The organism is Pseudoduganella buxea, assembly GCF_009720835.1.
In the GTDB taxonomy this organism is placed as follows: Bacteria; Pseudomonadota; Gammaproteobacteria; order Burkholderiales; family Burkholderiaceae_D; genus Rugamonas; species Rugamonas buxea.
Genome location: NZ_WNKZ01000041.1, coordinates 21,719 through 33,782, shown reverse-complemented (window position 1 = coordinate 33,782; position 12,064 = coordinate 21,719). Strand labels below are relative to the sequence as shown.

Sequence of the window (12,064 nt, the reverse complement as noted above, 5' to 3'; positions counted from 1 at the left end):
GGCAAGCCATGTCCGCTTCGTTGGCATGGAGCAGTGCTCCATGAAACCCCAACTACGGAGGAGACATGGCTTGCAAGCCATGTCCGCTTCGTTGGCATGGAGCAGTGCTCCATGAAACCCCAACTACGGAGGAGACATGGCTTGCAAGCCATGTCCGCTTCGTTGGCATGGAGCAGTGCTCCATGAAACCCCAACTACGCCCCCGATGTTGACACGGGCTCTACTGATTTCGCTCGGCTTGTCGCACGGGAATCGGCACGTTGCACAGGTCGACGTGGCCGGCGGCGACCTTGGTCCATGGGCCGCCGCGGTTGCGCTGGGCTTCGGCGACGGCCTTGAAGCTGGCGGACTCGGTGCGCAGGATCTCCAGGCGGCTGCGCTGCTCGGGCGGTACGTCGGCGGCCAGGCGGACCGACTTGATCGGTACCATCTGCTCCGGCTTCTCATAGAAGCCCATGGCACCGGCGCCGCGCGGCAGCACGGACAGCAGCGGCATGCCGTCGATGACGCGGCCCACGACGGTGATATTGCGGTCCAGGTGACGCGGGGCGTTGCCGATGACGGCGTACAGGGCGCCGCCGTTGCCGCTGTCGGCGGCCGAGTCGCGGCCCACGCCCACCATGCCGTAGCAGTGCGCCAGCCAGGCCTGGCCCGTTTTCGGATCGCGCGCGGACGGGAAACCGTTCGAGTGGCCCACCTGCGGCGCATAGCCGTCGCGGTCGGGCAGGCGCGTGAAGGCCGTGTCGGTCCTCAATGGGACGGTGAATTCGCCCGGCAGCTTGGCCTCGGCCGTCTTCAAGGCCCGGGGATTCTTCTCGTCCGGGTCGCCCCATTGCACCACCCAGTTGTCCTGCGAGCGCAGGATGGCCAGGCCGTCGAAATAGCCTTCGCGCACCATCGTGCGGATATTGGCCACGTGGCGCGGCGCGAACACGGGCGCCAGTTCGATGACGACGCGGCCCGTGGGGATTTCCAGGTAGAGCGTGTTGTCCGGGTCGGGCACGCGCCATTCGCCCGGCTTGGCCGCCTTGACGACGTCGGCCACGGTGGGCTTGGGCGGCAGCTCCCTGGCCGCCACGAGCGGGCTCGACACCAGCAGCGCCAGGGCCGCCGCGGCCGTCCGCTTCCTGCATGAAAACACGAGGTGCATGCGAATCTCTCCAGGTTGATTGCTTGCTAAGCAAAGTCTAAGGATTGTAGTGCGGAATATGGTTACACTGGAAAGTCTATTGCCTGCGAAAATATGGGGCACCACAGTCAGGTGTCATGCTGGCCATTGCCTGGTGTATGATTCCGCCGCAACCTTTTGGGATACTTATGGATTTCGTTCAACTGCTGGATATGCTGGTCCATGTCGACAAGACGCTGGGCTTTTTGATTGCTGAATACGGCGTCTATGTTTATGCGGTGCTGTTCGCCATTATCTTTGCGGAAACCGGCGTCGTGGTCCTGTTCTTCTTCCCGGGCGATACGCTGCTGTTCATTGCCGGCGCCTTCTGCGCCACGGGCCAGATGCACCTGGGCCTGCTGATGTTCCTGCTGATCACGGCGGCCGTGCTGGGCAATACGACGAATTACCTGATCGGCGAGGCCGTCGGCCAGCGCGTGTTCACGCACAACTACCGGTGGATCAACAAGGACGCGCTGCGCCGCACCCATGAGTTCTTCGAACGCCATGGCGGCAAGACCATCATCCTGGCCCGCTTCGTGCCTGTCGTGCGTACCTTCGCGCCGTTCGTGGCTGGCGTGTCCGACATGACGTTCGCCCGCTTCCAGATGTATAACTTCGCCGGCGCGCTGGCCTGGGTCATCTCGCTGTGCACGGCCGGTTACCTGTTCGGCAATATCCCTATCATCCGCGACAACCTGACGGCCATCGTGCTGTTCGGCGTCGCCGTGGCCGTCGTGCCGGTGGCGCTGGGCGGGCTGTGGAAGTTCAGCCGCCGCGTGATGGGCAAGTAAGCCAAGCCAAGCGAAAGATTGCGCCGGGGCACCGCTCCGGCGCTAAAGTTTTGCCGTAGGGCATCCGTTAATCCGGTTAATGTTGTTTACTTTCCGGATTACTATGCGCAAGCTGATCGCCCTCACTGCCTGCTGTCTCGCCTTCGGGACCGCCAGCGCGAACGATCCCCCCGCGTCGGCCAGGCCGTCCATCCTGCCGTCGAAGGCCTCGTTGAAGGAGGCCGCGTCGAAAAAACCGTCCGCCCGCGAACAGGAAGAAATGGCCGAAGCGGAGCTGTCGGCCAAGATCGCCGAACGGCTGGCCGCGATGCGTGCCAACCAGGCCGCCCGCATGGCGGCCGCCGCCAAGGCCAAGAAGGATGCGGCGGCCAGGGCGGCCCGCGTTGCCGCCATCGCCGCGGCGCCGCCGCCACCGGCCAACGGCACCTACTGGACCTATGAAGGCGAATTCGGCCCGGCCAACTGGAGCAAGATCAACGCCGGCTGGAACAAGTGCAATGGCGGCGCGCGCCAGTCGCCTATCGACATCCGCGACGGCATCAAGGTCGACCTGGAGCAGATCGCCTTCGACTACCGCCCGTCCTCGTTCAGCGTCACGGACAACGGCCACACCGTGCAGGTGCAGCTGGGCGGCGGGAATTACCTATCCGTTGCGGGCCGCACCTACGAGCTGCAGCAGCTGCACTTCCATCGCCCGGCCGAGGAGCGTGTCAACGGCAAGAGTTTCGAGATGGGCATCCACCTGGTGCACAAGGACGTGGAAGGCCACACGGCCATCCTGGCGCTGATGATCCAGCGGGGCCGCCCGCAGCCGGCCGTGCAGACGGTCTGGAACAACCTGCCGCTGGAGAAGAAGGATACCTTCACGCCGTCCATCGTGTTCGACCCGAACGACCTGCTGCCGCAGCGGCGCGACTACTACACCTATATGGGTTCGCTGTCCGAGCCGCCGTGCACGGAAGGCGTGCTGTGGCTGGTGATGAAGGAGCCGCTGCAGGCGTCGCCCGAGCAGATGGCGCTGTTCTCGCGCCTCTACCCCTTCAATGCCCGGCCCGTGCAGGCCAACTCGGGCCGCATGATCAAGGAATCGCAGTAAGCGCGATCGAGTGCTGGCCGGTCCATTCGGCACCGGCAGCCAGTTCCTTCTTGTCGACGCGGGCCGGCTCGATGCAGACAAAACGCTGCCACTCGTCGTCGGCCATGTCGTTCAGGGCGGCGGCGCCTTCCGCGCCGGGATTCCACACCACCCATTCCGTGAAGCCCTGCTGCTGCAGGGCCAGCGTGCCCGCGCCCGTGTGCAGGGCCAGCGTTGGCGGGGCCGCATAGATATTGTCCAGCTTCGGGCCGAAGTACAGCGGCGACTCGTCCGGCAGGCCTTCGACCACGGTGCGGGTGAAGTCTTCCACCGCGTAATAGGTATGCAGGGCGGCGGCGAAGTCGAAGGGTGCGTCGCCCGTGTTGCGCACGTTGAAGCGCATGTCGATGGCGTCCCCGCGCAAGGTGAAGCGCAGGCGCAAGGCAAAGGCATGGGGCCAGCCGGCGGCCAGCGTCGGAGGCACGTCCTCGTGCGTCAGCGCCAGTTCGACCCAGGCGCTGCCGGCGTCAAGACCGCTGTCGGCCACGCGCCAGTGCGACAGCCGCGCCACGCCATGGCGCTGGCCCGTGCCGCGCGTGGAAAACTGCGGGAAGATGACGGGCACGCCGCCGCGGATGGCGGCACTGCCGTCGCGGGGCGACTTGTCGCTCATGAACAGGCGCTCGCGCCCGTCCGCCGTCGTCCACGACGCCAGGTGGGCGCCATACAGGGCGATCGTCGCGGTGGCGCCGTCGGGCGCAGTGATGCACACGGCCGGCAATTGGCCGAAAGTCACCATCTTCATATTGTTTTTCCTCAGGTCAGCCGGTTCTTGGCGAGCGGCGGGTTCTTGGCGAAGTATGAGCGGATACCCTTGACGATGGCGTCCGCGATCTGGTCCTGGTAGGCGTTGTCGAGCAGGCGCGCTTCCTCGTCCGGGTTCGAGATGAAGGCCGTCTCGATCAGGATCGACGGAATATCCGGCGCCTTCAGCACGGCGAAGCCGGCGCGTTCGACGGCGCCGTTGTGCAGCTTATTGATGCCGCCGATCTGCGACAGCACGGCCTTGCCCACCTTCAGGCTGTCGTTGATCTGCGCCGTCGTGGACAGGTCGAACAGCACGCTGGCCAGTTGCGGGTCGTGGCCTTTGGTGTTGGCGCCACCGATCAGGTCGGCCTGGTTTTCCTTGTTGGCCAGCCAGCGCGCGGCCGAGGAGCTGGCGCCTTTTTCCGACAGCACGAAGACGGACGAGCCCCGTGCGCTGGGCGAAACGAAGGCATCGGCGTGGATCGACACGAACAGGTCGGCATCGACCTGGCGCGCCTTCTCCACCCGTTTATTCAGGGGCACGAAGAAGTCGCCGTCGCGCGTGAGCATGACGCGCATGTTCGGGTGCTCCTCGATCTTGAACTTCAGGCGCTTGGCGATGGCCAGCACGATATCCTTCTCGCGGCTGCCCTTGGCGCCGATGGCGCCCGGGTCCTCGCCGCCGTGGCCCGGGTCGAGCGCCACCGTCAGCATGCGCACCAGCTTGTCGTTCGGCGTCTTCTTCGGTTCCACCTTGGCCACCGGCGGCGGCACCGGCTTCGGCGGCACGGCCGCGATGTCGGGACGGGGCAGGGCATCGGACGGCACGCCCGGCGCCGGCAGCTTGTTGTCCGGCAGGGGCAGGGCATTGCCGATGGTCTCGGCCGGCGCATCGGCCGGCGTCGCGGGCGGCTGGCCGACCGGCTTGCCGTCGCTGGACCACTCGCCTTTTTCGATCATCGCCGCGATCGGGTCGATTTCCTGCACCGGGTACAGATCGAAGATCAGCCGGTGCTTGTAGGCGCCTACGGGTTCGAGCGTAAATACCTGCGGCCGGATCGGTGCCTTGAGGTCGAACACGAGCCGCACCACGTTCGGCCGGTTCTGGCCTACTCTTACCTGCTTGATATACGGGTCGTTCGACTGGATCTTCGCCACCAGCGTCTTCAGGGTGGGATTGAGTTCCAGGCCCTCGATGTCGACCACCAGGCGTTCCGGATCCTTGACGATGAAGTGCGAGGTTTTCAGATCCGCATCGTTTTCCAGGGTGACACGGGTGTAGTCGTCCGCCGGCCACACGCGCACGGCCATGATCTGGGCGGCGCGCGCAGGCACGGTGGCAAACACCGACAGCAGCAGCGCACCGCCGGCCTTCAGGACCGTGCGGCGGTTGCGGGCGTTCGGGGTACGGGACGCAGTCAGAGTATCTGCGGGAAATGGAGGCGTTGCAGGCATGACGAACCTAATGCGGAAGACGCCTGCAATTCTACATCACGACCATCGCCCGCCACGGTGAGAATGATGCGCAAGTCCGGTTGCGGCAAGACTTCCTGCGCTTTTTCCGGCCATTCGACGATGCAGACGTTGCGCCCGTCGAAATCCTCGCGGAAGCCGGCGTCGAGGAATTCCTCCGGGCTGCCCATGCGGTACAGGTCGTAGTGGATGATGTTGATGGACTGGCCATCGAGCATGACGCGGTAAGGTTCCGACAAAGTGTACGTGGGACTCTTCACGTGGCCCTGGTGGCCGGCCGCATGCAGCAGCGCGCGTGTCAGCGCCGTCTTGCCGGCACCCAGGTCGCCGTGCAGGTAGATGGCCATGCCGGGAAGCAGGGCGCGCGCCAGCGACACGCCCAGGGCGGCCGTGTGGGATTTGTCACGAAGGTGGGCTTTGTAGTGCTGCATCGCATAAAATGGTGGATTGTTCCTGCCGCCATTGTACCGTCCGATGTCTCCGTCCCCCGAAGAACTGACCGCGCTGTCCGCCGCCATCAAGGCGTGGGGGAAGGAACTCGGCTTTGCCGAAGTGCGCATCGCCGATATCGACCTGGCCGCCGCGGAAAACGGCCTGCAGGCCTGGCTCGACGCCGGCATGCACGGTGAAATGGATTATATGGCAACGCACGGCATGAAGCGCGCCCGTCCGGCCGAACTGGTACCGGGCACGGTGCGGGTCATCACGGCGCGCATGAATTACCTGCCCGAATCGGCCGGCGAGGACTGGCGCGCACGCGAACATGCCCGGCTGGCCGACCCCACCGCCGCCGTCATCTCGGTCTATGCCCGGGGCCGCGACTACCACAAGGTGCTGCGCGCCCGCCTGCAGCAGCTGGCCGAGCGCGTGCGCGCCGCCGTCGGCGAATTCGGCTACCGCGTCTTCACGGACTCGGCGCCCGTGATGGAACTGCCGCTGGCGGAAAAGTCCGGCCTGGGCTGGCGCGGCAAGCACACCTTGCTGATCAACCGTGCGGCCGGTTCGATGTTCTTCATGGGCGAGATCCTGGTGGACCTGCCGCTGCCGGTCGACCCACCGACGGATGCCCACTGCGGCCAGTGCAGCGCCTGCATCACGGCCTGCCCGACGGGCGCCATCGTCGCCCCGGGCCGGCTCGACGCGCGCCGCTGCATCTCCTACCTGACCATCGAACTGAAGGGCGCCATCCCCGAGGAGTTCCGGCCCCTGATCGGCAACCGGGTGTATGGCTGCGACGACTGCCAGACGGCCTGCCCATGGAACAAGTTCGCCCAGCGCGCCACCTTGCCGGACTTCGACGAACGCCACGGTTTGGGCAGCGCCGGCATGGTGGACCTGTTCGCGTGGAGCGAGGAAGCATTCAACCGCAATATGGAAGGCAGCCCGATCCGGCGCATCGGCCACGAGCGGTGGCTGCGCAACCTGGCGGTCGGCCTGGGCAATGCGGCCGCCGGCGGTGCGCGGGGCGATGCCGCCATCGTGGCCGCGTTACGGTCGCGCGCGGATCATCCGTCGGCCCTGGTGCGCGAGCACGTGGCGTGGGCGCTGGCGCGCCATGCGATTTGACGGGTCGGCCCTGCAGGGTTCGACCTGCAGGGTTCGACTTGACCCCTCAGCTCTTGAAGAGATTAAGCAGGGTCACGGCCGGCGAGATGGCGTTGATCTTGCGGCCCGCTTTCGCGGCCTCGATGACCTCCACCAGCTGTTCGTACTTGTCGGCCTGGCGGTCTTCCAGGTTCGTCATGTTCATGCTCCAGCGAACGAAGGTGCGGTACGCCGCCGGTTCCTTGTACAGCAGCCGCGTGTCATGGTGGCGCGGGTCTTTCGTGATCTTGGCGTACAGGGCGGCGAGCGTCGCTTCCGGGCCTTCCAGCACCTGCATGAACCAGCCGCCGTTGTAGAACAGGCTGCCGGTGACGTCGATGGCCGCATTATTGGCCTTGGCCTGCTTCAGCAGGGCAAGCAGGTATTCCTTCGACATCTTGCGGGTGGACTGGCTCAGGTAGACGAGTTGGTGGAGTGACATCGAGGGCCGCCGGGAAAGGGTTTGAGTGGGTGTTGCCGTGTGGAATATATCCCACCTGGCGCCAAACGGGCGCGCGCAATCGGTGCACCGTTGGTTTTCCACGACGACGCGCTAGTCGTCTTCGTCGTCGTCGGCCAGCAGCATATCGAGCATGCGCTGCGGATTGGCGAGAAAGTCATGCGTCACCTGGTAGTGCTCCGTGTCCATGTAGTCGGTGCGGCGCAGGCCGTCGGCCGTGCAGGCGTAGATCTTGGCGTCCGGGTAGGCCATCAGGATGGGCGAGTGGGTGGCGATGATGAACTGCGAGCCGCCCTTGACCAGCTGATGGATGCGCGCCATCGCGGCCAGCTGGCGCTGCGGCGACAGGGCCGCTTCCGGTTCGTCCAGCACGTACAGGCCTTTTCCACGGAAGCGGTGCGTCAGCAGGGCCATGAACGATTCGCCGTGCGACTGCTCGTGCAGCGAAACGCCGCCGTAGGCGTCGATCAGGCCCCCACCGCTGGGGTCGTCCTCCAACCTTTCGATCTCCGTGGCGACATTGAAAAAACTCTCCGCGCGCAGGAAGTAGCCGTCGCGCGGGCGCCTGAAGCCCTTGGCGATGCGGATGAATTCGTGCAGCGGCGAATGCGAGGCGCGCGTGCCGAAGTTGAAGTTGCGGCTGCCGCCTTCGGCGTTGAAGCCCAGCGCCACGGCGATGGCCTCGAGCAGCGTGGATTTGCCGCTGCCGTTCTCGCCGACGATGAAGGTGACGGCCGGGTGAAAGGACAGCACCGTCAGGTGCCGCACGGCGGGCAGGTTGAACGGGTAGCGCTCGAAGTCCGGCACGATATCGCGCCGCAAGGTGACGTCGATGGCGAAGCTGGACGACAGTGTCATCGCCGGCTTACTTCAGCAGGCCCGCCAGTTCGACGGCCGTCTTCACCTGCATCTTGTCGAAGATATGGGCGCGGTGTACTTCCACCGTGCGCATGCTGATGCCCAGTTCGTCCGCCACCACCTTGTTCATCTTGCCGGCCAGGATCAGGTCCAGCACTTCGCGCTCGCGCGTGGACAGGGTGGCCAGGCGCGCGTGGACGGCCGCACTGGCGCTGGCATGCAGCGACTTGGCCAGGCCTTCCTGGACCCGGTCCATCAGGTCGTTGTCGTTGAAGGGCTTTTCGAAGAAGTCGAAAGCGCCCCGCTTCAAGGTGTCCACGGCCATCGGCACGTCGCCGTGGCCGGTCAGGAAGATCACGGGCAGGCGCTGGGTCAGGCCGCGCGCGGCCAGCTGGTCGAACACGGCCACGCCGTTCATGTCGGGCATGCGCACGTCCAGCAGCACGCAGTCGCCGGCTGCGTCGAAGGCCTTCGATTCGACCCAGGCCAGGAACTTGGCGCCGCAATCGTAGGTGGCGGCGGCGATGCCGCGCGACGAGGCCAGCCACGACAGCGAATCGCGCACTACTTCTTCATCATCGACGATATGCAGCATTTCCGAACTCCGTAATCTTGGGGGCTACGCCGCGGCGGGCAGCGTAAAAGTGAATATGGTACCGCCTTGCGGGTTGTCGCGGTGCGTCAGGGTGCCGCCGTGGAACTCGATGGCCGTGCGGCAGATGTTCAGGCCCATGCCCATGCCCTGGGCCTTGGTCGAGAAGAACGGCGAGAACAGGCGCTCGGCCACCTCCTGGGGAATGCCATGGCCGTTGTCGATGACGCTGACGGCGACCTGGCCGGCGGCGCCGTCGTGGCTTGCCTCGAGCCGCAGCAGGCGGCGCGCGGGCGGCACGTTGGCCATCGCCTCGATGCCGTTGCGGGTCAGGTTCAGCAGCACCTGCTCGACCATCATGCGGTCGGCCCGCACCAGCGGCAGGCCGGCCGGCAGCGCGGCCTGGAACACCACCTGGTGGTGGCGCGCCTGCAGGTCGATCAGCGCGCGGATGCTGTCGAGCATATCGGCCAGCGCCACGTCCTGGCGCTCCGCCTCGCGCTTCTTCACGAAATCGAACACGCTGCGCACGATGGTGCCGGCGCGGCGGGCCTGGGCGCCGGCCTGCTCCAGCGCGGGCCTGAGCTTGCCGCTGTCGACCGGGGCGTTGCTGCCGTCCGGGCGCGTGAGCAGGTTCAGCGCGCCCGTCGTGTAGCTGGAAATGGCCGCCAGCGGCTGGTTCAGTTCATGTGCCAGCATCGATGCGATTTCGCCCATCGTCGCCAGGCGCGCGCTGGCCTGCAGCTTTTCCTGGTGCTCCCGGTTCAGTTCCTCGATGCGCTTGCGGTCCGAGATGTCGAGGATGGAGCCCATCCAGCCCGTGTGCCGGCCCTCGTTGTCGACCAGCGGGGCCTCGAAGATCAGCACAGGGATGCGGGTGCCGTCGGGGCGCTGGAAGATGGTCTCGAACTGGGGCGTGACGGTGCCGGCCAGTACGTTGGCCAGCCGGTGCTGGTATTCGGGCATCACGTCCGGCGCCCAGTAGGGCATCGGCGGCGAGCGGCCCACCAGTTCTTCCTCGCTGTAGCCGACCATCTGGCAGAAGGCCGGATTGACGTAGGTGATGCGCCCTTCCAGGTCGCGTGCGCGCAGGCCCGTCACCAGCGAATTTTCCATCGCCGTGCGAAACGCCATCTGCTGGCGCAGCGCATCCTCGGCGGCCAGCCGGCGCGAAATATGGCCCCACAGCGCAAGCAGGCTCCATAGCAGCGCCAGCGACAGCACGATGACGGAGCCCACCAGCAGGTTGGGCAGCAGCTTCGGTTCGCTCTTGACGCTGTCCGTCATCAGGGTGACGGTCACGCCGGGCAGGTCGAGCGCGCGCTTGTGCGTGTAGACGCCGTGGCCCGGGCCGGCGGCGGCGCGGCGTGCCAGCACGCGGTCGTCGCGGTCGAGCAGGGTGATCTGGTTGTCCTGGGCGAACCACCACGGCACCATTTCGTCCAGCAGGGCCGAGAGCTGGTAGGTGGCGACGACGCTGCCCAGGAACTCGTTGCCGCGGAACAGGGGCAGGTGGTAATCCAACATGATGGCGCCCGGCGTGCCGGCCGGGTTCACGCTTTCCGCCTGCGGTTCGCCGTAGACGGGACTGCGGCCCTTGCGGGCGCGCTCGAGGGCGTCGCGCGAAGCCTGCGTCAGCGCGGCGATGGCGGGCGGCGCCTCGTCGCTGGAGGCGTGTACGTGCCCGCCGGGTCCAATCCACATGACCCGTTTCAGTTCCGTGCCCGTCTTCAGGAGGCGTGCCATGCGCTCGTGCAGCCTTGCCGGCGCGGTGCCGGCCAGGATCTCGTTGCCGATGCCGCGCACGCTTTCCTCGTGGCGGGCCATCTGGAAGCGGATGGTCTGCTCGACCCACAAGGTGTCGGCGATCAGCTGCTCCTGGCGCTCGCTGCTTTCCATCTGGCGTGCCTGCCATGGCAGCCAGATCAAAATGGCGAGGAAAAACAACACCAGCACGACCGGCATCAGCCACCGGATCGCGTGCGGGAAGGGCAGGCGCGCGGCCAGCCGGGAAGAATTGATCATTGTCGGAGAGTAATGAAATTGCTACACTTCGGTATTGTGGTTTTCCACAGTTGCCCCTTGCGTCACCCTTCTCCAGAATGGGACGGCAAGAATAAGGCTGCGGGACCGGTGCGCCGCGCACATGACTGACAGCCGATAATAGACCAACTCTTTTTGGGGACACACATGAAGCTCAGGACCATCCTGGTCGCGCTGGCCGCGACCGCATCGTTTACCTCCGCCGCCTTCGCCCAGGCACCGATCGTCATCAAGTTCAGCCACGTCGTCGCCACGGACACGCCGAAGGGCCAGGCCGCCGAGCGCTTCAAGCAGCTGGCCGAGAAAGCCACCAACGGCCGCGTCAAGGTCGAGGTCTATCCGAACAGCCAGCTGTACAAGGACAAGGAAGAACTGGAAGCCCTGCAACTGGGCGCCGTCCAGATGCTGGCACCGTCGCTGGCCAAGTTCGGTCCGCTGGGCGTGAAGGAATTCGAAGTCTTCGACCTGCCGTACATCTTCCCGAACAAGACGGCGCTGTACAACGTCACGGAAGGCCCGATCGGCAAGGGCCTGCTGAAGAAACTGGAAAGCAAGGGCATTACGGGCCTGGCGTACTGGGATAACGGCTTCAAGATCATGTCGGCCAACAAGCCGCTGCGCACGCCGACCGACTTCCGCGGCACGAAGCTGCGCATCCAGTCGTCGAAAGTCCTGGACGCGCAGATGCGCGCACTGGGCGCCAACCCGCAGGTGCTGGCCTTCTCCGAGGTCTACCAGGCCCTGCAGACCGGCGTCGTGGACGGCACCGAGAATCCGCCGTCGAACATGTACACCCAGAAGATGCACGAGGTGCAGAAGTTCGCCACCTTGTCGAACCACGGTTACCTGGGCTATGCCGTTATCGTCAACAAGAAGTTCTGGGACGGCTTGCCGGCCGACCTGCGCACGGCGCTGGAAGGCGCGATGCGCGAAGCGACCACGTATGAAAAAGCCATCGCCCAGCGCGACAACGACCTCGCCCTGGAAGCGATGAAGAAGGCGGGCAAGACCCAGTTCATCACCTTGACCGCGCAGGAACAGGCCGAGTGGAAGAAGGCCCTGTCCCCGGTGCAGAAGCAGATGGAAAGCCGCATCGGCGCCGACCTGATCAACGCGATCAACAAGGAAGGCGCGAAGTAATCTTCGCTTTGCAGTAAACACGGGGCGGCGTCCTGCCGCCCCGCAGCAATTCCCCATTTACGACCCCGTT

The 12,064-nt window shown here is 65.6% G+C and carries 12 protein-coding genes; 4 read left to right on the top strand and 8 right to left on the bottom strand.

Annotated features, from left to right (window positions below; translation table 11 throughout):
• Nucleotides 1-220 precede the first annotated feature (220 nt).
• Nucleotides 221-1,150, bottom strand: a complete 930-nt coding sequence (locus GM672_RS15050) for a peptidylprolyl isomerase (RefSeq protein WP_155471353.1) — start codon at nucleotides 1,148-1,150, stop codon at nucleotides 221-223.
• Between the two features lie 167 nt (nucleotides 1,151-1,317).
• Between GM672_RS15050 and GM672_RS15045 the strand changes: the two genes are divergently transcribed.
• Together GM672_RS15045 and GM672_RS15040 are read left to right on the top strand one after the other, a co-directional pair.
• Nucleotides 1,318-1,962 carry a VTT domain-containing protein gene (locus tag GM672_RS15045; protein ID WP_155471352.1) on the top strand — a complete coding sequence of 215 codons (645 nt, stop codon included), beginning with the start codon at nucleotides 1,318-1,320 and terminating at the stop codon, nucleotides 1,960-1,962.
• Nucleotides 1,963-2,065: 103 nt separating this feature from the next.
• Nucleotides 2,066-3,058, top strand: coding sequence for a carbonic anhydrase (locus GM672_RS15040; RefSeq protein ID WP_155471351.1), 993 nt, complete (start codon nucleotides 2,066-2,068; stop codon nucleotides 3,056-3,058).
• Here the strand turns inward: GM672_RS15040 and GM672_RS15035 are convergent.
• The 3 genes from GM672_RS15035 to tsaE are packed head-to-tail and all read right to left on the bottom strand — an operon-like array spanning nucleotide 3,042 to nucleotide 5,748.
• Nucleotides 3,042-3,842: a D-hexose-6-phosphate mutarotase gene (locus GM672_RS15035; protein ID WP_155471350.1), complete on the bottom strand. Its 801-nt coding sequence runs from the start codon at nucleotides 3,840-3,842 to the stop codon at nucleotides 3,042-3,044. The two genes, GM672_RS15040 and GM672_RS15035, sit on opposite strands and share 17 nt — an antisense overlap.
• 11 nt (nucleotides 3,843-3,853) lie before the next feature.
• Entirely contained in the window at nucleotides 3,854-5,299 is a 1,446-nt protein-coding gene (locus tag GM672_RS15030) for an N-acetylmuramoyl-L-alanine amidase (RefSeq protein WP_155471349.1), read from the bottom strand.
• Nucleotides 5,263-5,748 (bottom strand): tRNA (adenosine(37)-N6)-threonylcarbamoyltransferase complex ATPase subunit type 1 TsaE, encoded by a 486-nt coding sequence (gene tsaE, locus GM672_RS15025; protein ID WP_155471348.1) that lies wholly within the window; start codon nucleotides 5,746-5,748, stop codon nucleotides 5,263-5,265. The genes GM672_RS15030 and tsaE overlap by 37 nt, the downstream gene beginning before the upstream one ends.
• 43 nt (nucleotides 5,749-5,791) lie before the next feature.
• Between tsaE and queG the strand changes: the two genes are divergently transcribed.
• Entirely contained in the window at nucleotides 5,792-6,883 is a 1,092-nt protein-coding gene (gene queG / locus GM672_RS15020; protein WP_155471347.1) for a tRNA epoxyqueuosine(34) reductase QueG, read from the top strand.
• Between the two features lie 46 nt (nucleotides 6,884-6,929).
• On the opposite strand, the gene GM672_RS15015 is transcribed toward queG, so the two are convergent.
• The 4 genes from GM672_RS15015 to GM672_RS15000 all read right to left on the bottom strand — a co-directional run bounded on the left by GM672_RS15015 (nucleotide 6,930) and on the right by GM672_RS15000 (nucleotide 10,836).
• Entirely contained in the window at nucleotides 6,930-7,343 is a 414-nt protein-coding gene (locus tag GM672_RS15015) for a BLUF domain-containing protein (RefSeq protein WP_155471346.1), read from the bottom strand.
• 111 nt (nucleotides 7,344-7,454) lie between these two features.
• Complete coding sequence (locus GM672_RS15010; RefSeq protein ID WP_155471345.1) at nucleotides 7,455-8,219, bottom strand: AAA family ATPase; 765 nt, start codon at nucleotides 8,217-8,219, stop codon at nucleotides 7,455-7,457.
• A 7-nt stretch (nucleotides 8,220-8,226) separates the two neighbouring features.
• On the bottom strand, nucleotides 8,227-8,814 hold the full coding sequence (locus tag GM672_RS15005; RefSeq protein WP_155471344.1) for a response regulator transcription factor: 588 nt from the start codon (nucleotides 8,812-8,814) through the stop codon (nucleotides 8,227-8,229).
• 24 nt (nucleotides 8,815-8,838) lie between these two features.
• Nucleotides 8,839-10,836 carry a sensor histidine kinase gene (locus tag GM672_RS15000; RefSeq protein ID WP_155471343.1) on the bottom strand — a complete coding sequence of 666 codons (1,998 nt, stop codon included), beginning with the start codon at nucleotides 10,834-10,836 and terminating at the stop codon, nucleotides 8,839-8,841.
• Nucleotides 10,837-11,001: 165 nt separating this feature from the next.
• Here GM672_RS15000 and GM672_RS14995 point away from each other — a divergent pair, with 165 nt between their 5' ends.
• On the top strand, nucleotides 11,002-11,994 hold the full coding sequence (locus GM672_RS14995; protein ID WP_155471342.1) for a TRAP transporter substrate-binding protein: 993 nt from the start codon (nucleotides 11,002-11,004) through the stop codon (nucleotides 11,992-11,994).
• The last annotated feature ends 70 nt before the right edge of the window (nucleotides 11,995-12,064 follow it).